Genomic DNA, 21737 nt, shown 5'->3' on the forward strand with positions numbered 1-21737 from the left:
AAACAGGTGAGTCCCACACCGATCACCCGCCGTCAATGGTGGAGAAGGGCTTCGCGTAGACGAAGGGCCCGCGCGGCGGCGGCACCGCTCGCTCGAACACCCGCACCTGGAAATACTCGCCCCACGCCGGGTCAGGCGCCGTCACGCCGTGCGACTCCGCGGGCTCGAAGCCGAAACGGGAGTAGTACGCGGGGCTGCCGAGCAGTCCGACCAGCGGCGTGCCGAGCGCCTCGGCCGCCCCGAGCACGGCGTGCACGAGCGCGGAGCCGACACCCCGCCGCTGGTGATCGGGGTGCACGGAAAGCGGCCCGAGCCCGAGCACGGGCACGGAGCCCACATGCGCCCTCGTGCAGACGACGTGACCCGCGATCCCGCCGCGCGGCGCCTTCTCCGGTGCCGGTGCCGGTGACGCTTCCGGTGCCGATGCGACGAGCGACAGCTCCGGCAGCCAGCCGGGGTCGGTGCGCAGCTCGTCGAGCAATGTCACCTCCATCGGCGTCACCTCGATCGGCGTCACCTCGATCGGCAGGCCTTCGGGACGGCCGGGGTTGCGGGCCGCTTCGTAGGGCGCGAAGGCGGCGGCGACGACCACGCGGACGGCGTCGATGTCGCCGGGGTTCTCCCGTCGGATCAGCATCCGCTCAGCGTCGCGCCCGCCCTCGCGATCCGGCAAGGGATTTATGGGCCGGCCCGGCAGCCGGACGGGTACGCGCCAAGCGCTGTTTTTGCACCATCAGCGCGAATCAGCCGCAAATCTCGCCATAAGTGACAATGTTGCGCTCTCGACTGTCCATATTTTCCTTTGTGCGTGAATTGTCGAGGTTTTCGACGTCGCGGAAGCCCGGCGGGCTGCAGGCCGGCCGTGGTTGCGCGGCGGTCCGACTTGACCCGAATCCTGGGGGCCGAATACCTTCTCCTGAAACTTGCGGTTAACATTTGGAAAGTTTCGGTGGCGGTTCGCAGACACTGATCACCGTCTCGTCGTGGTCGTCCGGCCGCCCTTGATCCTCCTGCCGATGAGAGACCACAGAAAGGATCACCGATGCCAGAGCCGACGGACCCCGAGCCGGTCGCCAGGCCCGTCCCGCGAATCAACACCAAGATTCCGCATCCGGCTCGGATATACGACTATCTGCTGGGCGGCAAGGACAACTACGCGGCGGACCGTGAGGCGGCCGAACACCTCCTGAAAGTGTCCCCGGGCACCCGCGAGGGCGTCCGAGCCCACCGCGCCTTCCTCCGCCGGGCGGTGCGTCATCTCGCCGCCGAGGCGGGGATGACGCAGTTCCTCGACATCGGCACGGGCATCCCCACGCAGGGCAACACCCACGAGATCGCTCAGCAGGCCAACCCGGAGGCCCGGGTGGCGTACGTGGACAACGACCCCATCGTCCTGGTGCACGGCCGCGCCCTGCTGACAGGAAGCCCCATGGGGATGACCTCGGTGATCGAGGCGGACATGCGGCAGCCGCAGACGATCCTGTCCCACCCGGAGGTCCGGGCGGTGATCGACTTCGACCGTCCGGTGGCCGTCGTCCTGGCGGGCGTCCTGCACTTCGTGACCGACGAGGAGGACCCGTACGGCCTGGTCGAGGCATTCAAGGCCGCCGTGCCCCCGGGCAGCCGCCTGCTGCTGTCGCACATCACGCTCGACTTCGCCCCGCAGGTGCGCGAGGAGGAGTTCACCAAGCCCTACGACAACAGCACCGCGCCCATGGTGCCCCGCACCCGAGACGAGGTGCTGCGGTTCTTCGAGGGCTGGAAGGTGGTGGATCCGGGCCTGGTCGAGGTGGTGCGCTGGCGGCCGGACGAGCACGAGGACCGGGAGCGGATCCCCGGAGGTCACGCCTGGGCCTACGGCGCCCTCGCGGTCAAGCCCTGATCTCGGGCCGAGAGGGAAACGTACGGGAACACACATGGCCTCCGGTGCGATGGGCACCGGAGGCCATCCCCCTGCGAGCAGGGGTGACACGGGTCGTGGGAACGGCTCAGCACATGGAGCCGGCGGTCCGGGCGCCGCGGCGGCCTGTCGTGGCCGCCGCGGCGGTGGTCCCGGCTCCGGTCATCGCGCCTGGTGAGGGCGATGACCGGCCTGGCCGGACCCGTCGTGCTTTACTGCGTGAAGGTCCACTTCTGGTTGTTGCCGCCCCAGCAGGAGTACAGCTGGATCTGGGTGCCGTTGCTGGTGCCCTGTCCGACCGCGTCGAGGCACAGCCCGGACTGGACGCCCTGGATGGAGCCGTCGGAGTTGAGGCGCCACTTCTGGTTGTCGCCGCCCCAGCAGGAGTAGATCTGGACCTTGGCGCCGTTGCCGGTGCCGGCGGCGTCAAGACACTTGTTGCCGTACACCCGGATCTCGCCGGCGGAGGTGGAGGCCCACTGCTGGTTGGTGCCGCCGTGGCAGTCCCAGATCTGCAGCTGGGTGCCGTCGCTGGTGCTGGCGTTCGGCACGTCGAGGCAGCGGCCGGACGCGACGCTCTTGATCTGCCCGTTGCCGCCGCCACCGGGAGTGGGAGAGGTGCCCGGGCTGGGCGAGGTGCCGGGGCTGGGCGAGGTGCCCGGGCTCGGCGAGGTGGTCGGCGTGGCGGCGTTGAGAGCGTTCAGGACCGAGGTGTACGCGGCCTTCTTGTTGCCGTTGCTGTCGAACAGCAGCGGACTGGTGTTCGCGCCCAGCCAGGAGTCGCTGTCGCGCACGCCCCACACGGTGATGCCGATGCAGCGGGAGACGGCCAGGCAGTCGTTGACCACGCTCGCGTAGGTCGAGGCCGAACCGCCCTGGATGTCCAGCTCGGTGATGGCCACGTCCACGCCCAGCGCGGCGAACTGGGAGATGGTGGTGCGGTAGTTGCTGTTGTACGGGCTGTTGCTGTTGAAGTGCGACTGCAGGCCGACACAGTCGATGGGCACGCCGCGCGACTTGAAGTCGCGGACCATGTTGTAGACGCCCTGCGTCTTGGCCCAGCTCCAGTTGTCGATGTTGTAGTCGTTGTAGCAGAGCTTGGCGGACGGGTCGGCCGCCCGCGCGGTGCGGAAGGCGACCTCGATCCAGTCGTTGCCGGTGCGCTGCAGGTTGGAGTCGCGCCGGCCGCCGGAGTTGCCGTCGGCGTACGCCTCGTTGACCACGTCCCAGTAGGGGATCTTGCCCTTGTAGTGGGCCATCACGCCGTTGATGTGGTTGATCATCGCCTGGCGCAGCGAGTTGCCGCTGAGGGACTGCATCCAGCCCGGCTGCTGGGAGTGCCAGGCCAGCGTGTGCCCGCGCATCTGCTTGCCGTTCTGCGTCGCCCAGTTGTAGATCCGGTCGGCGTTGCTGAAGTTGAACTGACCCTGGTTCGGCTCAGTCGCGTCGATCTTCATCTCGTTCTCGGCCGTGATCATGTTGAACTCACGGTTCGCGATGCTCGTGTAGTTCCCGTCGCCGAGCTTGCCGCTGGCGATGGCGGTGCCGAAGTAGCGGCCGCTCTGCGCGGCCGCCGCGGCCAGCGTGCTCGCCGCCGCGTCGGCGGGAACCGGCACCGCCACCGCCACCGCGGCCGCGGCCGCGGTGAGTACGCCGACAGCGCCGGCGACCAGAGCCCGGCGCAGCCGGGTTCCGGGCGGCGACATGATGTTTTCGCCCATGTCTGAGCCTCCATAGATCACCTGGGGGAACGCGAAGGGTTCCCGTGAGACCGACGCCGCGCCTCGTCGCTTGAGGATGCACACCACCGGGGCGTCGTGATCGGCGGCCCCCTGCCGTGCACCACCACTTGGGGCCGGGGACCGCCTCGGAGGATCAGTGTGGAAACGTCGCCGAAACTTGTCAAGGCTTTACCAGAAACTTTCGGACTACCTGCGCGTTCCAGGCGTGCAGAATCGGTTAAGCAGTTGGCATCCATGCTCTGAAAGTTTCGGTGGCCGACTGTGCCGGCCGGAGGGGCACGATGAAAGTTTCACTACCGGCCTTTCGCCGGTCTCCCGGGTCGCCGCGACAACGCCCAGTTGGGCCGCACCCGGACCCCGGTGGTGACACGGCCCGGTATCAAGACCCTTGACAAGGGTTCTCCGTCTCGTATTGGCTCCGCCCCACACCACCTCCACCCACCCCGACGGAGAGGAGAGCCGATCGGAAGAGTAATTGTGAGCGCTCACAGTCGCCGGCGACGCGGCCTTCCGCCGCCCGCCCGGTCGTCCGCCGAAGCCGGAGACGCTCGGCCGGCGCGCGGGCACCGCGCTCGGCGATCGCCGGTGCGGGGGAACGGGACGATGGCACTACCCTGCCAGGGTGAGCGTGGAAGTGTCCGTGGTGGTCCGCTATCGCAAGGCCGTGACGTACGGCGTGAACGCGCTGCTCGGCGCGCTCGAGACCGCGAAGGCCGAGTGCGACCTGCGGCTCGGGACCACCCCGGAGGAGACCGCGGAGCACATCGCGGCCAGCCGCGCGGACCGCGTCCTGGTCCTGTGGTCGTTCTACTCGCCGGACGCGGAGGCGATGGCGGCCGAGCTGGCCACCGTACGGGCCCTCGCGGACGACCCCCGAGTCCTGCACATCGCCGGAGGGGTGCACGCCACCGCCGAGCCGCAGCAGGTCATCGACGCCGGCTGGGACCTCGCGGCGATCGGCGAGGGGGAGCCGACGATCGTCGCGCTGGTCGAGGCGCTGCGCGCGGACCTGCCGCCCACCGGCGTGCCCGGTCTGGCGGTGCGCGACGGCGACGGTGTGGCGCTGCGTACGCCACCGGCCCCGCAGTCACCGCTGGACGCCTTCCCGTCCTTCCCCGACCGGCGCCGCCACTTCGGGCCCATCGAGATCACGAGGGGTTGCGCCTACACGTGCCGTTTCTGCCAGACGCCCTTCATGTTCGGCGGCAGGTTCCGGCACCGCGGCGTGGACAGCGTGCGCGAGCACGTCCGCAGGATGGCCGCCCACGGCCTGCGCGACGTCCGTTTCATCACCCCCACCTCCCTCTCGTACGGCACCCAGGGGCCGGAGCCGGCCCTGGACGCCGTGGAGGAACTGCTGGCGGGCGTGAAAGAGGAACTGCCGGCGAACGGGCGGGTGTTCTTCGGCAGCTTCCCCTCCGAGATCCGTCCGGAGCACGTGACGCCGGAGGCGATGCGGCTGCTCAAGCGTTACGTGGCCAACGACAACATCATCATCGGCGCGCAGTCGGGCTCCGACCGCGTGCTGGCCGCGGCAGGCCGCGGTCACGGCAGCGCGCCGGTGCGCGACGCCGTGCGGATCGCCGTGGAACACGGCTTCCGCCCGAACGTCGACTTCATCTTCGGACTGCCCGGCGAGTCGTCCGAAGACCAGGACGCGTCCCTGCGGCTCGCCGCCGACCTCGCCGATCTCGGGGCGCGCATCCACACCCACACGTTCATGCCGCTGCCCGGCACACCGTGGCGGGACGCCGAGCCCGCGTTCATCCCGCTGGCCACGATGCGTGAGCTGGACCGGCTCGCGCAGCGCGGCGACGCCTACGGGCACTGGCGCAAGCAGGCCGAGCACGCGGCGCGGCTGGCCGAGACGGCCAAGGCCTACCCGCGCCGGGCGCGGCGCCGCCGCACCACCGACGGCTGAGAGACCCTGAACCCCCGCCCGCCGGGCCGTTGCCGGGCCCCGGCGAGCGGGGGCCTCGATCAGGGGTCGCGTGCTCAGAACCGCTGCGGCCGGGCCTGGTACGGCTCCTCGAGGAAGGCGATCTCCTCGTCGGTGAGCTTCAGCTCGACCGCGGTGAGGGCGTCGTCCACGTGGTGTTCCTTGGTCGCGCCGACGATCGGAGCGCTCACGCCGGGGCGGCTGAGCAACCACGCGAGGGAGAGGCTCGCGGGGGAGACGCCCCGCTCCTCGGCGGTGCGCGCCACCCGCTCCAGGATCGCCTCGTCGGCGGGCCCGCCGTACAGCTGCTCCTGCCTGGCGCCGTCGCCGACCTGCCGCACGGTGTCGGCCTTCTTGCCCGCGCGGGCAAGAAGGCCGCGCGCGAGCGGGCTCCACGGGATGAGGCCCACGCCCTGGTCGAGGCACAGCGGGATCATCTCCCGCTCCTCCTCGCGGTGCAGCAGGTTGTAGTGGTTCTGCATGGAGACGAACCGGGTCCAGCCGTGCGTGTCCGCGGCGTGCTGGGCCTTGGCGAACTGCCACGCCCACATGCTGGAGGCGCCGATGTAGCGGGCCTTGCCGGCCTTGACGATGTCGTGGAGCGCCTCCATGGTCTCCTCGATCGGCGTCTCGTCGTCCCAGCGGTGGATCTGGTACAGGTCCACATAATCGGTGCCGAGGCGGGCGAGGGAGGCGTCGATGGCCGACATGATGTGCTTGCGGGACAGGCCGTAGTCGTTCCTGCCCTCGCCCATCGGGAAGTAGACCTTGGTGGCCAGCACGTAGTCGTCGCGGCGGGGGAAGATCTTGCGCAGCAGCCGCCCGGTGACCTCCTCGCTGACGCCTCCCGAGTAGACGTCGGCGGTGTCGAAGAAGGTCACGCCGCCTTCGGCCGCCTTGCGCACGATGGGCTCGGCCTGCTCCTCGTCCAGGGCCCAGCCGCCCAACTTGGCCGGTTCGCCGTAGCTCATCATCCCGAGGCAGATCCGGCTGACCTTCATACCGGTGGTGCCAAGTCGTCGATACTCCATGACAGCACCCTATTTGCCCCATCACCGCCCCCACGGGTCGGCCCGGCCCGTCCTCGAGGTCGTGACGGGCTCCGCTAGCGTGCGGGGCTGTGACGGAGAACGTGTACGTGGGGAACGCGCATCTGGACGGACCCGCCGACCGCGGGTGGCTGCTGGGGCACTTCAAGCCCGCAGGCGATGTGCGGCACAGCGACGAGGTCGAGATCAAGTGGTGCGCGCATCCCCAGGGTGACCGGCGGGCGGAATGGGTCACCGGCGAGCGGCGCACCGCGCTCCTCGTGCTGATCAGCGGCCGTTTCCGCGTCGAGTTGCCCGGGCGGAGCGTGGTGCTGGAGAAACAGGGTGACTACGTGGTGTGGGGCCACGGGGTGGATCACTCCTGGTATGCCGAGGAGGAGTCGGTGGTGCTCACCGTCCGGTGGCCGTCGATTCCGGGGTACGCGGTCTCGGGCGCGGACCCCGAGTAGCGCCGGCACGACGTTTTGCCGGTTCCGCCGTTGATGGAATCTGCGGAGCCGTCTCTAGAATCTTGTTCCATGGCGATGTACGTCCCCCTCGGTCAGGGCCGATATCAGGCGACGGAGCACACCCAGGGACCGTGGGATCCGCGGCAGCAGCACATGGGACCCGTCACCGCGCTGCTGGTGCACGAGCTCGGCCGCGTCCCCGGCCGTGTTCCCGGCCGTGTTCCCGGCCATTTCCCGGGCCTGCCTCTGGCCCGGCTGGCGGTGGACGTGTTCGCCCCCGTCCCCGTGGCGGAGGTGGAGGTGCGCACCGACCTGATCAGGGACGGCAGGCGCGTGCAGTGCCTGGGCGCGTCCGTCACCTCCGGCGGGCGTGAGCTGGTGAGGGCGACCGCGTGGCGCATCAGGGAGGCCGGTAGCCCGGCGAGCGGGGCCGCGCCGCCGCCCGCGCCGGTCCCGCCACCGGCGCCGGCCGACGCGGAGTCGTGGATCGCGCGGGGCTTCGGCTATGGCAGGGCCACGGACTGGCGGTTCGTCAAGGGCTCCCCCGACGAGGCCGGGCCCGCGGTCGCGTGGGGCAGGGCGCGGGTGCCGCTCGTCGACGGCGCGGAGATCACGCCGCTGGAACGGCTCGCGATGTTCGCCGACAGCGGCAACGGCATCAGCGGTGTCCTGGACTTCGACGCCTACCTGTTCGCCAACGTGGACCTCACCATCTCGCTCTTCCGCGCCCCGGAGGGGGAGTGGATCTGCCTCGACGCGGCCACGACGATCGGTCCGCGCGGCCGCGGCCTCACCCGCACCACACTGTTCGACCAGTCCGGCGAGGTCGGCACGGCCACGCAGACACTGTTCGTCGGGCCACGCTGATTCAGGCGGACGTCACGACGCCGTGCAGGTGACGGGCGACGGCGTTCCGTTGGCGCCGCCGGACCAGCTTCCGGTGAAGCCGGCCGTCGTGGACGCGCCCGGCGCGAGTGAGCCGTTCCAGGACTCGTTGGTGACGGTCACCGTGGATCCCGACTGCGTGTAGCGGCCGCCCCAGAGCTGGGTGATGCGCTGGCCGTTGGGGAAGGTGAAGGTGACGCTCCAGGAGGAGATGGGCGTGCTCCCCGAATTGCGCACCGTCAGCCCGCCCTGGAAGCCGCCCGGCCACTGGTTGGAGATCTCGTACGCCGCCGAGCATGCGCGCCCACCCGCCGACGGCGAGGCGCTGGGGGAGACGGTCGGGCTGGGGGAGACCGTGGGGCTGGGCGACGCCGAAGGGCTGGGCGACGACCCGCCCGCGGGCGGCACGCGGATGATGCGGTCGTCGTCGCCGGTGGGTGTCCCTCTGCCGTCGCGGTTGCTCGTCGCCACCCAGAGCCAGCCGTCCGGGCCGACGGCCGCGATCCGCAGCCGTCCGTACGTCCCCTGGAACTCGGCCGCCGCGTTGCCCGTTCTGCTGCCGGCGCTGACCGGCACGGTCCACAACCGTCTGCCGCCCAGCGCCGCGGCGAAGAGCGTGCTGTTGGCGTACGCGAGACCGCTCGGCGAGGACTCGGAGGTGCTCCAGGTCTGGATGGGATCGGTGAAGCGCGAGTCGCTGCACATGCCCTCGCAGGTCGGCCAGCCGTAGTTGCGGCCCGGCTGGATGTAGTTGATCTCGTCCCAGGTGTTCTGGCCGAACTCCGAGGCGTACAGCCGGCCGCTCTCGTCCCAGGCGATACCCTGGACGTTGCGGTGACCATAGCTGTACACGCGTGAGCCGGAGAACGGGTTGTCCGGGGGGACCGTGCCGTCGGGCCGCATCCGCAGGATCTTGCCGCCCGGGCTGTTCAGGTTCTGGGCGTTGGCGGAGGTGCCGGCGTCTCCCGTGGTCACGTACAGCATGCCGTCCGGGCCGAAGGCGATGCGTCCGCCGTTGTGGAACTGGGCGCGGGGGATGCCGGAGAGGATCACCTGCTGGGTCTGCGGGGCGTTGAGGCGGAACCGGACCACCCGGTTGTCGGACGCGGAGCTGAAGTAGGCGTAGACCCACTGGTCCTGGACGTAGGTGGGGGAGACCGCGATGCCCAGCAGCCCGCCCTCGCCCTGCGGCGCCACATTCGGGACGGTGGCCACGCGCGTGGGCGCCGATCCGGGACTCACCTGGGCGATGGCGGCGGTGTCGCGTTCGGAGACGAGGGCGCTGCCGTCAGGAAGGAAGGCGATGCCCCAGGGGACCTGCAGCCCGGTGGTCGCGACCTGCGCGCGAGCGAAGTCGAACCCGCCGGTCGCCGCGCTCGTGGGGAGCGGCTGGGTCACGACGAGTGCGGCGGCGGCGGTGACGGCGCTGAGGGTGGTCGCGACCGCCGCGGCGAGACGCTTGGGCATCAGGGGCTCCAGGTCAGACGTCGGGATCCGGCTCGTGCCTCATCGAACGCGTCGGCCGGGCCCCGTGCAATCACCGTGCGGCGAACGGGGCGATCGTTTGCACGCCGCGGTCTCGCCGTTTCCCCGTGACCAGGGAGTTGTGGGTGCAGCACGCATCGGCACGGCGGTCAGGGCCGGGAAAATTTCATGGATCACGAAAGTTTTCACGCAGCTCTGCCGCCACGGCGACCGTGTGCGCGTGTGCGGCCCGTTCGGGCCCGCACACGCGTACGTCTCGTCAGGCGGCCGTGCAGGTGACCACCGGCACCTCGACGTTGCCACCGGCCCAGCCGATCGCGAACGACGTCGTCACCGCCGCGCCCGGCGGCAGCAGGCCGTTCGAGGCGAACGTCGCCGTGCCTCCCCGCGGGATGTAGCCGTTCCCCGCTTGCACGTAGGTCAGGCCGTTGGGGACCGTGAAGGTGACGGTCCACGAGGAGATGGGCAGCGTTCCCGTGTTCCGCACCGTCAGCTCGCCCCGGGAGGCCGCCACCCACGAGAGGATGAAACGGAGGGTCGCCTCGCACGAGCGTGTACCCGAGGCACTGGGCGACGGGCTCGGAGACGGTGAGGGACTGGGAGACGGTGAGGGACTGGGAGACGGCGACGGGCTGGGCGTTGGTGAGGGGCAGGGCGAGGCGCTTGGCGACGGGGTCGGGGAGTCCGATGGTGACGGACTGGGCGTCGGCGATGGAGACGGCGACGGAGACGGCGACGGAGACGGCGACGGCGACGGGCTGAACGACGCGGACGGGCTCGGCGACGGGGACGCCGAGGGGCTGGGAGTCGGCGACGGGCTGGGGGACTCCTCCGGAGAAGGAGCAGGCGAGGGAGTAGGCGAGGGGCACGGCCCGGCGCCGCCGGACGGCAAGGGCGACGGTGACAGCGGCGGCCCGGCCGACGGCGACGGGCTCGACGGTGGCCACGTGCCGCCGACGGGCGGGATCCGGATGATCCGGTCGTCGCCGGAGACAGGGGTCCCGCCGCTGTCGTAGTTGCTCGTCGTCACCCAGAGCCAGCCGTCCGGGCCGAGGGCCACGGTGCGCAGCCGTCCGTACGTCCCCTGCAGCTCGGCCACCGGGGTGCCCACGATGCCGCCCGCGACCGGCACCGCCCACACCCGCGTGCCGCGCAGGGCCGCGGCGAAGAGCGTCCCGTTGGCGTACGCGAGGCCGCTGGGCGACGCCTCGGCCGGGTGCCAGGTGACGAGTGGTTCGCGCACGCGTGCGTCGCCGCACATGCCCTCGCAGACCGGCCAGCCGTAGTTGCCTCCCGGGACGATGGCGTTGAGCTCGTCCCAGGCATCGGCGCCGAACTCCGTGGCGTACAGCCGGCCGCCCGTGTCCCAGGCGAGGCCCTGCACGTTGCGGTGGCCCAAGCTGTAGACGGGCGAGCCGGAGAACGGGTTGTCCGGCGGGACCGAGCCGTCGGGCCTTATGCGCAGGATCTTCCCGGCCAGGCTGCCCGGGTTCTGCGCGTTGCCGGGGTTTCCGGCGTCGCCGGTGGAGACGTACAGCATGCCGTCGGGGCCGAACGCGATCCGCCCGCCGTTGCCGGACAGGCCGCGGGGAATGGCGGCGAGGACGACCTGCTGCGAGTTCGGGGAGCTCCAGTGGAACCGGACCACGCGGTTGTCGGAGGCGGTGGAGAAGTAGACGTAGACCAGCTGGTCCTGCGTGAAGGTGGGGGACAGGGCGATGCCGAGCAGGCCGCCGTCGCCCGCCGGGTAGACGTTCCGGATGGTGGTCACCAGTGAGGGGGTGTATCCCGGATACACCCGCCAGATCTGCGCCGTGGTGCGTTCGGTGACGAGGGCGCTGCGGTCGGGCAGGAAGGCCAGCCCCCACGGGGACCGCAGCCCCGCGACGGCGACCTGCGCCCTGGTGAAGTCGAATCCGCCGGTGACCGCGGCGCCCGCGGGGGCCGGCCGGGTCACGACGAGCGCGGCGGCGGCGGTCACGGCGCAGAGGACGGCCGCGAGCGCCGCGGACAGACGCTTGGGCATCACGTGCTCCCGGGGAGGGTACGGGGTCCGCATGTCGGCTCGTCAACCAGCGAAGGCGTTCGCCGCGCCCGTGGCAATCGTCCTGCGCGGGCCCGTGCGCCGGCCTGCGCGTTCGTCCGCCGCCGGGGCCCGGGCGAGGAAACTTTCAGGCCTCGCGGCGGTGACGGCGACGGTCTGCCAGGCGCCGCCAATTGAGCGGCAAGCCGCTCACAAGTCCCGATGCGTAGAAAGAGCGGTGTGAACGACTACGACATCCGGCGGCCGGCGGCCGCCGACGCGGCGGCCATCCACGAGCTGGTCGCCGAGCACGACATCGACGTGACCGGCAAGCCCGACTGGACACTCGACGACGTCGCCGACACCCTCGGCGAGCTCGACCTGGAGCACGACAGCTGGGTGGTCCGCTCGGGCGGGCGGCTCCTCGGCTGGGGGTACGCACGGCGCAAGGGCACGAGCGACAACGTGGACGTCGAGGTGCAGGCGCGTGAGCCCGGCGCTGCCGCCCTCGTGTGGGATCTGGTGCTCGGGCGGGCCGGCGATCTCGCCCGCGAGGCCGGGCACGACCACGCCGTCGTCGACGTCAGCGTCTACGAGCAGGACACGGCCATGCGCGAGATGGCCAAGGAGCGCGGCTTCGCGCCCGCGACCGGTTTCCTCCGGATGCGCGCCGACCACGCGGGTGTGCGGCCCCTCTTCCTGCCCGGGGTCACGGTCGAGACCGGCTCGCCCGACGACGAGGGGGTGCTGCGCGCGGCGCACGCCGTCCAGCAGGAGGGCTTCGCCGAGCACTTCGGCTTCGTGCCGAAGACGTTCGGGGAATGGGCCGACGAGATGGAGGCGTCGAGCGCGAACGACTGGACGCAGCTCCTGCTGGCCCGGGTCCACGGCGAGCCCGCGGCCATGCTGCTCGGCACGAACCACTTCGTGCCCGACGAGAACTGCGGTTACGTGCGCACGCTGGCGGTGCGGCCCGCGTTCCGCGGGCGCGGTCTCGGCCGGCTGCTGCTCACGCGGGCCTTCGAGGCCGACGAGCGGCGCGGGCGGGCGGGCACGATCCTGCACGTCGACGGCAACAACACCACTCCCGCGCTCGGCCTTTATCGGTCGGTCGGCATGCGCCCGGTGCTCGTCATCGACGTCTGGCGGGCCCTCGTCCGTCCCGGATCTTGAGACCGTGTTGCTCACAACGGTGATGCCCCTAGTGTGAAACAGGGAGGAATCCGACAGCGAGGAGAGTTGATGCTGCACGAGAGGCTCGAAGGCGTCTACGACAACGTCCTACGCCGCAACCCCGGCGAGACCGAGTTTCACCAGGCGGTGCGCGAGGTGCTGGAGAGCATCGGCCCGGTGCTCGGCAAGCACCCCGAGTATGCGGAGCAGAAGATCATCGAGCGGATCTTCGAGCCGGAACGCCAGATCATCTTCCGGGTGCCCTGGGAGGACGACCGGGGCGAGGTGCACATCAACCGCGGCTTCCGGGTCGAGTTCAACAGCGCGCTCGGGCCGTACAAGGGCGGCCTGCGCTTTCACCCCTCCGTCTATCTCGGCATCATCAAGTTCCTGGCCGTCGAGCAGATCTTCAAGAACAGCCTGACCGGGCTGCCGATCGGCGCGGGCAAGGGCGGCTCGGACTTCGACCCGAAGGGGCGCTCCGACCGGGAGATCATGCGCTTCTGCCAGAGCTTCATGACCGAGCTCTACCGGCACCTGGGCGAGAACACCGACGTGCCGGCGGGGGACATCGGCGTCGGAGGCCGGGAGATCGGCTACCTGTTCGGTCAGTACAAGCGCATCACCAACCGGTACGAGTCCGGCGTGATCACCGGCAAGGGCCTGGCGTACGGCGGCGCCCAGGTGCGCACCGAGGCCACCGGCTACGGCTGCGCGTTCTTCGTGGAGGAGATGCTCAAGGCCCGGGGCACGTCGTTCGACGGCAAGCGGACGGTCGTCTCGGGCGCGGGCAACGTCGCCATCTACGCCATCGAGAAGGTGAACGAGCTGGGCGGCGTCGTCGTGGCCTGCTCCGACTCCTCCGGCTACGTCGTGGACGAGAAGGGCATCGATCTCGACCTCCTCAAGCAGGTCAAGGAGGTCGAGCGGCGCCGCCTCAGCGCGTACGCCGCGCGTCGCGGCGGCGAGGCGGCGTACGTCGCCGGGCGCAGCGTGTGGGAGGTGCCCTGCGAGGTGGCGCTGCCGTCGGCGACCCAGAACGAGATCACCCGCAAGGACGCCGAGGCGCTCGTGAGGGGCGGATGCGTCGCGATCGGCGAGGGGGCCAACATGCCGACCACGCCCGAGGGCATCCGGGTGTTCCAGGAGGCCGGGGTGGCCTTCGGTCCCGGCAAGGCCGCCAACGCGGGCGGCGTGGCCACCAGCGCCCTGGAGATGCAGCAGAACGCCAGCCGCGATTCGTGGACGTTCGAGTTCTCCGAGCGGCGGCTCCAGGAGATCATGAGCGACATCCACGCCCGCTGCCTGGAGACCGCCGACGCGTACGGCATGCCGGGCGACTACGTGGCCGGTGCGAACATCGACGGCTTCCGGAGGGTCGCGGACGCGATGCTCGCCCTCGGCCTCATCTGAGTCCATCCGCGCGCCTGATCCGAGCGCCCGTCCGGTTTCCCGGGACGGGCGCTCGTCCGGGGGGGTCATCCCCGGTTCCGGCGCAGGAGAGGCAGCGCGCAGACGCCCGCGGCCACGGAGACCGCGGCCACCCACAGCGAGGTCGTCGTGGCGGCGTGCGCGGAGGGGGCGAGGCTGAGGAACAGCGTGCCGAAGACGGCCACGCCGACGACCTGGCCGAGCTGGAGCATCATCGCCATCAGGCCGCTGGCGTCGGCCGCGTCCGCGGGCGCGACCCGGGCCAGCGCCACCGCCATGAGGGGGCTGAACGTGCCCGCCATGCCGGCCCCGATGGCCGCGAAGCTGATCTCCAGCAGCGGCTCGCCGTGGCCGCCGCCGGACAGCGCCGCCGCCAGGGCCAGCTCGCCCGCGGCGGTGACGACGGCGGACACGACGATCACCGGCCGGTGCAGGCGGGCCGGAAGCCGCTTCCAGTTGAGGCTGGTCAGCCCGAAGGCGCCGGCGGCCGGGATGAACAGGCAGCCCGCCCGCAGGGCGCTGTCACCGAGGCCGCCCTGGAGGTGGAGGGCCATGACGAACAGCCAGCCGGCGTAGGCCGCCATCACGAGGAAGATGCCGGACGCGGCGGCGGCCACCCCGGGGGCGCGCAGCAGGCGGCCGGGGACGAGCGGATGCGCCGCACGCCGCTCCACGAGCAGGAACGCGCAGAACGCGAGAACCGACAGGCCCATCGCGACCCACCCCCACAGCGGCCAGTGCTCCTCGTGGCCGAGCACGAGCGGCACGACCAGCAGGCAGACGGCGAGCGACAGGGTGACCAGGCCGGGCATGTCGAGACCCTGCTCTCGCCGCACGTGCGCGGCGGGCAGCATCCGGGCGCCGACGGCCAGCAGCGCGAGCCCGATCGGCACGTTGACCAGGAAGACCGGCCGCCAGGCCGTGCCGAACAGGTCGGCGGTCACCAGCAGCCCGCCGAGCACCTGCCCGACGACCGCACCGGTCGAGATGACCGTGGCGTAGACGCCGAGCGCCCGCCCCCGTGACGCGCCTTCGAAGGTGACCTGGATCAGGCTGAGCACCTGGGGCACCATCAGGGCGGCTCCCGCGCCCTGCACGAGCCGGAAGGCGATCAGCACGCCGGTCGACGGGGCGAGCCCGCACATCAGCGACGCGGCCGTGAACACGGCGAGCCCGGTGAGGAACAGGCGCCGATAGCCGATCAGGCCCCCGAGGCGCGCCCCGGTGATCAGCAGCATGGCGTACGCCACGGTGTATCCGGAGATGACGAGTTGCAGCCCGGAGCCGGTGGCCCCGAGGTCGGTGCGCATCGTGGGCGCGGCGACGTTGACGATGGTGGCGTCGAGGACGGCCATGAACTGCCCTGCCAGGATGACGCCGAGCAGCAGGGCGGGCGATGTTCGCCGCGCGGCCGGCGCGCGGGTGGTGACAGTGGTCATGGCGGCAACGATGCTGCCGCCGCGATACCGGTAACGAGAGCCTGCCGATACTGGTACTGACACCACCTGGCAACGCGGTCGCCCACCCGTGAGGATGGGGAAGGTGACGACGGGGATGCGCACCAGGAACACCAGGCGGGAGGAGCTCGCGGCCTTCCTGCGGAGCAGGCGCGAGCGGATCAGGCCCGAGGACGTCGGCCTGCCGCCCGGCCTGCGCCGCCGTACGCCGGGCCTGCGGCGGGAGGAGGTCGCCCAGCTCGCGGGCGTGGGCGTGACCTGGTACACCTGGCTGGAGCAGGGCCGCCCCATCAACGCGTCCGTGCAGGTGCTCGACGCCGTCGCCCGCACCCTGCGGCTCGACGCGGCCGAACGGGAGCACCTCTACCGGCTGGCGGACCTGCCGGAGATCGCCGATCCGGCGGGCGACGGGGAGGGCCTCGACGCCGAGGTGCACACGATCCTGCGCCGGCTCGACCCGCTGCCCGCGTGCGTCTACAGCGGGCGTTACGACCTGCTCGCCTGGAACGCCGCGTACGGCACGCTCTTCGCGTCGGTGGTCGAGCAGCCGCGGCTCGAACGCAACGTCCTGTGGCGGGTGTTCACCCTGCCCGACTGCTGCTGCCCGCTGGTGAACAAGGACGAGGAGCTCCCGCAGATGGTCGCCACGCTGCGGGCCGCGTTCGGCCGCCACCTGGGAGATCCGGCCTGGACGAATTTCGTCGCCCGGCTGTCGGCGGCCAGCCCGGAGTTCGCCCGGATGTGGGCGATGCACGAGGTGGCCAGGCCGGGCGTCCGGGTGAAGCTGTTCAAGCACTCGTCGGTGGGCCTGATCCGCCTGACGTCCACGAGCATGGCGCTGGCGACGCCGCCGGAGACCCGCATCGTGGTCTACACGCCGATGGACGACGAGAGCGGGCAGCGGATCGACTGGCTGGCGGCCCATCCGGAGGCCGCCCACTGCCCGCTGCATGCGACGCCCGCCCGCGGGTAAAGCCCCGGTCATGGCCTGTCGTATCACTGAACTCGTCGTCGACTGTCACGACCCCGAGCGGCTCGCCGCCTTCTGGTGCGAGGTGCTGGGTTTCGAGGTGATCGAGCGCAAGGACGGCTGGGTGGAGATCGGCCCGCCCGGCACCGGCTTCGGCGGTCTCCAGCCGACGCTCATCTTCGAGCCCGTGCCCGAGCGCAAGCGAGACAAGCTGCGCCTGCACTTCGACGTCAACCCCACCGACCGCGACCAGGAGGCCGAGCTGGAGCGCCTGCTGAAGCTCGGCGCCGTGCCGGCCGATGTGGGCCAGACCGGCGAGGAGGAGTGGCACGTGCTCGCCGACCCGGAGGGCAACGAGTTCTGCCTGCTGCGCCGCCGCCTGTGAGCTTGGCAGGGGGGTGATGCGGTAGCGTCCGGAGGGTGGCGAGGATCTTCACGGTCGACGAGGCCAGGTCGCTGATGCCGGCGGTGCTCGAGCACGCCCGCGCGTTCGTCGCCGTACGCGCCGACCTGGCCGAGCTCACCCACGACCTGCGGCACGCGGGCGCCTCACCCCTCGGCGGCCTGCCGGAGGCCAAGGGCCTGGAGGCGCGGATGGACGAGATCCTGACCTGGTTCGACGCCGAGGACATCGAGATCAAGGGCGTCGCCCCGCTGCTCGTCGACTTCCCCGCCGTGCTCGGCGAGGTGTCCGTACGGCTGTGCTGGCTGGAGGGGGAGCTCGCCCTCGGCTGGTATCACCGCAGCGATCTCGGCTTCCCCGGCCGCCGCCCGCTTCCCTAGCCTCACGCCCACCCCGTTTCCACCTCCGGCGCGGGCACGCCGGGGATCATGAGGGAATGCCCCGGAACTCGCTTGATCGCGCCCGCCGGCTGTGGGCGGCGATGGCCCGCGTCCCTGTCGCGTTTCCCGGCCCCGGCGACGTGGCCGTCGTGGTCTCGCCCGAGTCGTGGTTGTGCCCGCCGGGATGGGCGGGCGTCGTGACGCTGGACGGCGCCGCCCTGGCGACCGTGCCCGACGCCGATCTGGCCGAGCCGCTGCGCGACGCCCTGCCCGCCGGCCGCATGGATCCGTCCCTGCTGCCCTCCCTGCTGCCCTCCCTGCTGCCCGCCCGGCTCGCCGTCCGCGACGTGCTGGGCCCGGCGGCGCTCGCGTACCTCGACGCCGGAGACCCCGGTGCCGTGATCGTGGCCTGGCCCGGGTCGTGGCCTCGGCGGCGGTGGCCGACGCGCTCGCCGAAGGGCTGCTGCCGCAGTGGAGAGCGCGCCCGGAGCCGTCGCGGCGCGTCGCCCGGGCCCTCGGGTTCCGCGAGGCCGGTGCCCAGATCAGCCTTCTCCTGCGCCCCTGACCGCCGCGCGGGCGACCTTAGTCAGACAGGTCGTCGAAGCCGTCGAAACCGCCGAAGGCGGCGCCGTACCGGACGCACACCATGCGGGCCACGGACTCGTGCGCGCCGAGGGGCTCGGCGCACCCGGCGCCGATCGAGTCGGCGGCCGCCGTGATCCGGTCGAGGTCGGTCTCGGGGCCGATGACGTAGGGCACCATGGCGAGCCGGTTGGCGCCGATGTTGCGCAGGCGCTCGGCGGCGTCGCGCACGCTCGGCTGGCCGTCCAGCGCGGCGGGGACGACGGGGAGCGTCAGGCGGGCGGCCAGCAGGACGGCCGTCGCGTCGGCGCCACGGGCGGCCTCGTCGCCCCCGGCGGTCGCGACGATGATCCCGTCGACCGGCGACGAGACGTTGAACAGGCGCATCCGGTCGGCGCGGGCCAGGCCCGCCTCGGCCAGGCGCACGTGCAGGGCCTCGGCCAGCAGCGGATGCGGCCCGAGCGGCTCGGTGATCCGCACCGCGGCCTCGCTCTGCGTCACGGCGTCCCGTACGGCGCGCAGCACGCGCGGATGGGGCCCGGTGACGAGCGGGACGACCACCGCGGCCGGTCCGTCCGCCGGCCGCTGGGCGGCGATGGACGCGAACTCCTTGGTGAGATCGGCGCCGCCGTCGGCCAGCGAGACGATACGAAGGTCGATCTGCGGGTTGTCGAGCCTGACGACGGAGGCGACCTCCATGGCCACGTCACCGCTCGGGCCCGCCGGATCGCCGGCCTTGCCCGGCACCGCCAGGACCAGGGCAGGCGCGTCAGGCGGCAGGTCGGCGGGGAGGGGCCGTCTGTGGCGGCCGCCCCCAAACCGCGGAGAGCGCTCTCTGGTGGGGAGCTTCGGCGGGTCCTCGTGACCTTCGTTCACATCGGCGGATTCTAGGGCGAATCTGGTCGAAGAGCAGAACCAACGCGCGGCTTGTTGCGGCTTGGTGATCTAGGCGGTTTACCTGTTCGTTACTTGACGCTCTCCTGAGGACCCGGTTTGATATGGACTCATCCGGCCGTAAACGTTTACAGATCGTTGCACGTTACCGGCCGGTAAACGATTACAGGACACTCTCTCCCAAGTGAGGTTCCGTTGACCGAGGGTCCCACGATCACCACGATCGCGCAACGCGCCGGTGTGTCGATCGCCTCGGTGTCACGTGTGCTCAACGGGCTGCCCACGCGCGAGGACACCGTGCGGCGTGTCATGCGCGCGGCCGACGAACTGGGCTACGTGCCCAACTCGGTCGCCCGCTCGCTCCGCAACCGCCGCACCGACCAGATCGCCTTCGCGATGGCCGACATCGGCAACCCGGTCTACGTGGCCATGGTGCGCGAGATCCAGCCGCTGCTGAAGGCGGCGGGCTACCGGCTCCTGATCCACTCGACGGACGGCGAGGCCGAAGACGAGCTCGGCGTGCTGCGCGGGCTGCGCGAGCGCTACGTGGACGGCCTCATCATCAGCCCGCTGCGCGGCGTCACCGAGGAGCACGTCGAGGCCATCGTCGCCGCGCGCGCCCCCGTCGTGGTCATCGGCGCGCTGCCGGACGACATGCCGGAGGGCGCGCTGGTCGACAACGTGCGCACCGACTCGAGAGCCGGCGTGCGGCTCGCGCTCGACCACCTGCACACCATCGGCAGGCGGCGCATCGGCTTCCTCAACGGCCCGCTCGACACCGTTCCCGGCGCCGCCCGCGCCGCCGCCTACCGGGAGGCGCTGGAGGCGCTCGGCCTGCCGTACGACGAGGACCTCGTCGAGGTGGGCGACTTCTACCGCGACAGCGGCGCGCGCGCCGCGCGGGCACTGCTGTCGCGCGTGCCCGGCGTCGACGCGCTGATGTGCGCCAACGACCTCATCGCGCTCGGCGCGCTCGACGTGCTGCGCGAGCAGGGCAGGGACGTCCCCGGCGACGTGGCGGTGGTCGGCATGGACGACACCGACCTCGCCTCGGTGACCTGGCCGACGCTCACCAGCGTCTCGCTCGGGTCGGCCGAGCGCGGCCGGGCGGCGGCCGGGCTGCTGCTCGACCGGCTGCAGAACGGCCCGCGCGAGCCGCGGGTGTCGGTCGTGCGGCCGAGCCTCACCGTCCGGGGCTCCACCACTCTTCCGCCGGCCTCGCCGGGAGGTGCCCGATGACCGCTGTAGCCGAGCGGCCGTACGGCCGCGCCGGAGGCGGGCCGCGACGCGGGCCCCTGTCGGGGAGCGGGCTCACCCTCCTGCTCCCCGCGCTCGTGCCGGTGCTGCTGTTCAGCGTGGGCCCGCTGGTCTACGGCATCCTGCTGGCCTTCACCGACGCGCGGTCCGGCCGCAACACCGAGACCTCGTTCGTGGGCCTGGCGAACTTCGTGGAGCTGCTGTCGGACGGCGACTTCTGGGAGTCGTTCCGGATCGGCATGGTCTGGGGCCTGTCGGTGACCGTGCTGCAGTTCCTCGCCTCGCTGGGGCTCGCGCTGCTGCTGAACCAGGACCTCCGCCTGCGCGGCGTCGCCCGGGTGCTGGCGGTCGTGCCGTGGGCGATGCCGCCCGTGGTGGTCGGCCTGATGTGGCGGCTCGTCTATCACCCGGACGCGGGCCTGCTCAACGGCCTGTTCGGCTCGGACGTCGACTGGCTGCACGACTTCTCCCTCGCGCTGCCCGCGGTCATCGTCGTGGGGGTCTGGACCGGCATGCCGCAGACCACGGTCGTGCTGCTCGCCGGCCTGCAGAACGTGCCCAGGGAGCTCTACGAGGCGGTCAGCGTCGACGGCGCGGGTGCCTGGCGGCGGTTCTGGAACGTCACGCTGCCGCAGCTGCGGCCCGTGATCGTGGCCATCACCTCACTCGACTTCGTGTGGAACATCAACCAGTTCAGCCTGGTCTACGTGCTCACCCAGGGCGGGCCGGGCGGGCGGACGAGGCTGCCGATGCTGTTCGCGTACGAGGAGGCGTTCCGATACGGCTTCTTCGGGTACGCCGCGACGCTCGGCGTGGCGATCACGATCGTCGTGCTGGCCGTGCTGGGCCTGTACCTGTGGCGGCAGGCGCAGGAGGGCAACTGACATGACGCGTGCGCTGAAATATCTCGCCCTGCTGGGATATGTCGTCTTCCTGGCGTTCCCGCTGCTGTGGCTGCTGTCCACGGCGCTGAAGACTCCGCAGGAGATGGCCGCCCTCGATCCCACGTGGATCCCGCGCCGGCCCACGCTGGCCAACTTCGCCGACGCCTTCGCTGAGCAGGACCTGGTCGGCGCGGGGCTGCGCAGTCTCGTCGTCGCGGTCGCCACCGCCCTGATCACGGTGGCGCTCGCGCTGCCCGCGGCGTACGCGCTGGCCCGCTTCCGCGGCGTGGCCGGCAAGATCGCGATCGGCTGGGTGCTGGTCAGCCAGGTCTTCCCGGTCGTCCTGATCATCATTCCGCTGTTCATGGTGCTGCGGCGGCTGGAACTGGTGAACACCCTCGCCGGGCTCACGGTCGTGCACGTCACGTTCGTCATGCCGTTCGCGCTGTGGATGCTGCGCGGATATGTGCGGGCGGTGCCGCGCGAGCTGGAGGAGGCCGCGTCCGTGGACGGCGCGGGGCGGCTGCGCGCACTGGCCGCCGTCGTCGCGCCACTGCTCGCGCCCGGCGTCGTCGCGACGCTCCTGTTCAGCTTCATCTCGTCCTGGAACGAGTTCATGTTCGCCCTCGTGATCCTCAAGGATCCCGAGGTGGAAACCCTTCCGCTGACGCTGGTGCGTTTCGTCGGCCCGGAAGGGGTCGCCCGGCTCGGCCCTCTGGCGGCGGCGTCGCTGCTCGCGACCGTGCCGAGCCTCGTCTTCTTCGCGATCATCCAGCGGCGCCTGCGGTCCGGCCTGATGGCCGGGGCCGTCAAGGGCTGACCGGCATGGCGACC

At 71.5% G+C, this 21737-nt stretch carries 21 protein-coding genes; 13 read left to right on the top strand and 8 right to left on the bottom strand.

Annotation, left to right across the window (positions count from 1 at the left end; translation table 11 throughout):
- Nucleotides 1-22: 22 nt before the first annotated feature.
- On the bottom strand, nucleotides 23-637 hold the full coding sequence (locus FLX08_RS04640; RefSeq protein ID WP_142616939.1) for a GNAT family N-acetyltransferase: 615 nt from the start codon (nucleotides 635-637) through the stop codon (nucleotides 23-25).
- A gap of 405 nt (nucleotides 638-1042) precedes the next feature.
- Here FLX08_RS04640 and FLX08_RS04645 point away from each other — a divergent pair, with 405 nt between their 5' ends.
- Nucleotides 1043-1882: an SAM-dependent methyltransferase gene (locus FLX08_RS04645; protein ID WP_142616940.1), complete on the top strand. Its 840-nt coding sequence runs from the start codon at nucleotides 1043-1045 to the stop codon at nucleotides 1880-1882.
- 230 nt (nucleotides 1883-2112) lie between these two features.
- Here FLX08_RS04645 and FLX08_RS04650 read toward each other — a convergent pair whose 3' ends face one another.
- On the bottom strand, nucleotides 2113-3621 hold the full coding sequence (locus FLX08_RS04650) for an endo-1,4-beta-xylanase (protein WP_142616941.1): 1509 nt from the start codon (nucleotides 3619-3621) through the stop codon (nucleotides 2113-2115).
- Nucleotides 3622-4264: 643 nt separating this feature from the next.
- On the opposite strand from FLX08_RS04650, the gene FLX08_RS04655 reads away from it, so the two are divergent.
- Complete coding sequence (locus FLX08_RS04655; protein ID WP_142616942.1) at nucleotides 4265-5563, top strand: TIGR04013 family B12-binding domain/radical SAM domain-containing protein; 1299 nt, start codon at nucleotides 4265-4267, stop codon at nucleotides 5561-5563.
- A gap of 74 nt (nucleotides 5564-5637) precedes the next feature.
- Here FLX08_RS04655 and FLX08_RS04660 read toward each other — a convergent pair whose 3' ends face one another.
- Complete coding sequence (locus tag FLX08_RS04660; RefSeq protein WP_142616943.1) at nucleotides 5638-6612, bottom strand: aldo/keto reductase; 975 nt, start codon at nucleotides 6610-6612, stop codon at nucleotides 5638-5640.
- Between the two features lie 89 nt (nucleotides 6613-6701).
- Between FLX08_RS04660 and FLX08_RS04665 the strand changes: the two genes are divergently transcribed.
- Nucleotides 6702-7079, top strand: a complete 378-nt coding sequence (locus tag FLX08_RS04665; RefSeq protein ID WP_142616944.1) for a cupin domain-containing protein — start codon at nucleotides 6702-6704, stop codon at nucleotides 7077-7079.
- A 69-nt stretch (nucleotides 7080-7148) separates the two neighbouring features.
- Complete coding sequence (locus FLX08_RS04670; RefSeq protein ID WP_142616945.1) at nucleotides 7149-7946, top strand: thioesterase family protein; 798 nt, start codon at nucleotides 7149-7151, stop codon at nucleotides 7944-7946.
- A 12-nt stretch (nucleotides 7947-7958) separates the two neighbouring features.
- On the opposite strand, the gene FLX08_RS04675 is transcribed toward FLX08_RS04670, so the two are convergent.
- Both FLX08_RS04675 and FLX08_RS43210 read right to left on the bottom strand, forming a co-directional pair.
- The gene (locus FLX08_RS04675) at nucleotides 7959-9431 is read right to left on the bottom strand and encodes a PQQ-dependent sugar dehydrogenase (protein ID WP_142616946.1); all 1473 of its coding nucleotides are present in this window, start codon (nucleotides 9429-9431) and stop codon (nucleotides 7959-7961) included.
- A gap of 277 nt (nucleotides 9432-9708) precedes the next feature.
- Nucleotides 9709-11475 carry a PQQ-dependent sugar dehydrogenase gene (locus tag FLX08_RS43210; protein ID WP_142616947.1) on the bottom strand — a complete coding sequence of 589 codons (1767 nt, stop codon included), beginning with the start codon at nucleotides 11473-11475 and terminating at the stop codon, nucleotides 9709-9711.
- Between the two features lie 237 nt (nucleotides 11476-11712).
- Between FLX08_RS43210 and FLX08_RS04685 the strand changes: the two genes are divergently transcribed.
- On the top strand, nucleotides 11713-12645 hold the full coding sequence (locus FLX08_RS04685; protein ID WP_244312415.1) for a GNAT family N-acetyltransferase: 933 nt from the start codon (nucleotides 11713-11715) through the stop codon (nucleotides 12643-12645).
- 69 nt (nucleotides 12646-12714) lie between these two features.
- Nucleotides 12715-14058: an NADP-specific glutamate dehydrogenase gene (gene gdhA, locus FLX08_RS04690; RefSeq protein WP_142616949.1), complete on the top strand. Its 1344-nt coding sequence runs from the start codon at nucleotides 12715-12717 to the stop codon at nucleotides 14056-14058.
- A 65-nt stretch (nucleotides 14059-14123) separates the two neighbouring features.
- Here the strand turns inward: gdhA and FLX08_RS04695 are convergent, their stop codons facing one another.
- Nucleotides 14124-15515 (bottom strand): MFS transporter, encoded by a 1392-nt coding sequence (locus tag FLX08_RS04695; protein ID WP_167530271.1) that lies wholly within the window; start codon nucleotides 15513-15515, stop codon nucleotides 14124-14126.
- A 103-nt stretch (nucleotides 15516-15618) separates the two neighbouring features.
- On the opposite strand from FLX08_RS04695, the gene FLX08_RS04700 reads away from it, so the two are divergent.
- The 3 genes from FLX08_RS04700 to FLX08_RS04710 are packed head-to-tail and all read left to right on the top strand — an operon-like array spanning nucleotide 15619 to nucleotide 17286.
- A complete protein-coding gene (locus tag FLX08_RS04700; protein WP_244312416.1) occupies nucleotides 15619-16506 on the top strand; it encodes a helix-turn-helix transcriptional regulator in 888 nt (295 codons plus the stop codon).
- A 10-nt stretch (nucleotides 16507-16516) separates the two neighbouring features.
- Nucleotides 16517-16888, top strand: coding sequence for a VOC family protein (locus FLX08_RS04705; protein WP_142616951.1), 372 nt, complete (start codon nucleotides 16517-16519; stop codon nucleotides 16886-16888).
- A gap of 35 nt (nucleotides 16889-16923) precedes the next feature.
- Nucleotides 16924-17286: a DUF2203 domain-containing protein gene (locus tag FLX08_RS04710; RefSeq protein WP_142616952.1), complete on the top strand. Its 363-nt coding sequence runs from the start codon at nucleotides 16924-16926 to the stop codon at nucleotides 17284-17286.
- 46 nt (nucleotides 17287-17332) lie between these two features.
- Here the strand turns inward: FLX08_RS04710 and FLX08_RS41200 are convergent, their stop codons facing one another.
- Nucleotides 17333-17569 carry a hypothetical protein gene (locus tag FLX08_RS41200; protein WP_208761260.1) on the bottom strand — a complete coding sequence of 79 codons (237 nt, stop codon included), beginning with the start codon at nucleotides 17567-17569 and terminating at the stop codon, nucleotides 17333-17335.
- Between the two features lie 138 nt (nucleotides 17570-17707).
- Here FLX08_RS41200 and FLX08_RS41205 point away from each other — a divergent pair, with 138 nt between their 5' ends.
- The gene (locus FLX08_RS41205) at nucleotides 17708-17851 is read left to right on the top strand and encodes a hypothetical protein (RefSeq protein WP_208761261.1); all 144 of its coding nucleotides are present in this window, start codon (nucleotides 17708-17710) and stop codon (nucleotides 17849-17851) included.
- A gap of 17 nt (nucleotides 17852-17868) precedes the next feature.
- Here the strand turns inward: FLX08_RS41205 and FLX08_RS04720 are convergent, their stop codons facing one another.
- On the bottom strand, nucleotides 17869-18744 hold the full coding sequence (locus FLX08_RS04720; protein WP_244312417.1) for a sirohydrochlorin chelatase: 876 nt from the start codon (nucleotides 18742-18744) through the stop codon (nucleotides 17869-17871).
- 213 nt (nucleotides 18745-18957) lie between these two features.
- On the opposite strand from FLX08_RS04720, the gene FLX08_RS04725 reads away from it, so the two are divergent.
- Genes FLX08_RS04725 through FLX08_RS04735 form a run of 3 tightly spaced genes read left to right on the top strand, consistent with a single transcriptional unit; the run spans nucleotide 18958 to nucleotide 21723 of the window.
- Nucleotides 18958-20001, top strand: coding sequence for a LacI family DNA-binding transcriptional regulator (locus tag FLX08_RS04725; protein ID WP_142616953.1), 1044 nt, complete (start codon nucleotides 18958-18960; stop codon nucleotides 19999-20001).
- On the top strand, nucleotides 19998-20903 hold the full coding sequence (locus tag FLX08_RS04730; protein WP_142616954.1) for a carbohydrate ABC transporter permease: 906 nt from the start codon (nucleotides 19998-20000) through the stop codon (nucleotides 20901-20903). Before FLX08_RS04725 ends, FLX08_RS04730 begins: the two co-directional genes overlap by 4 nt.
- 1 nt (nucleotide 20904) lies before the next feature.
- A complete protein-coding gene (locus tag FLX08_RS04735) occupies nucleotides 20905-21723 on the top strand; it encodes a carbohydrate ABC transporter permease (protein ID WP_142616955.1) in 819 nt (272 codons plus the stop codon).
- The last annotated feature ends 14 nt before the right edge of the window (nucleotides 21724-21737 follow it).

It is taken from the genome of Microbispora hainanensis (assembly GCF_006874475.1).
Lineage (GTDB): Bacteria > Actinomycetota > Actinomycetes > Streptosporangiales > Streptosporangiaceae > Microbispora > Microbispora hainanensis.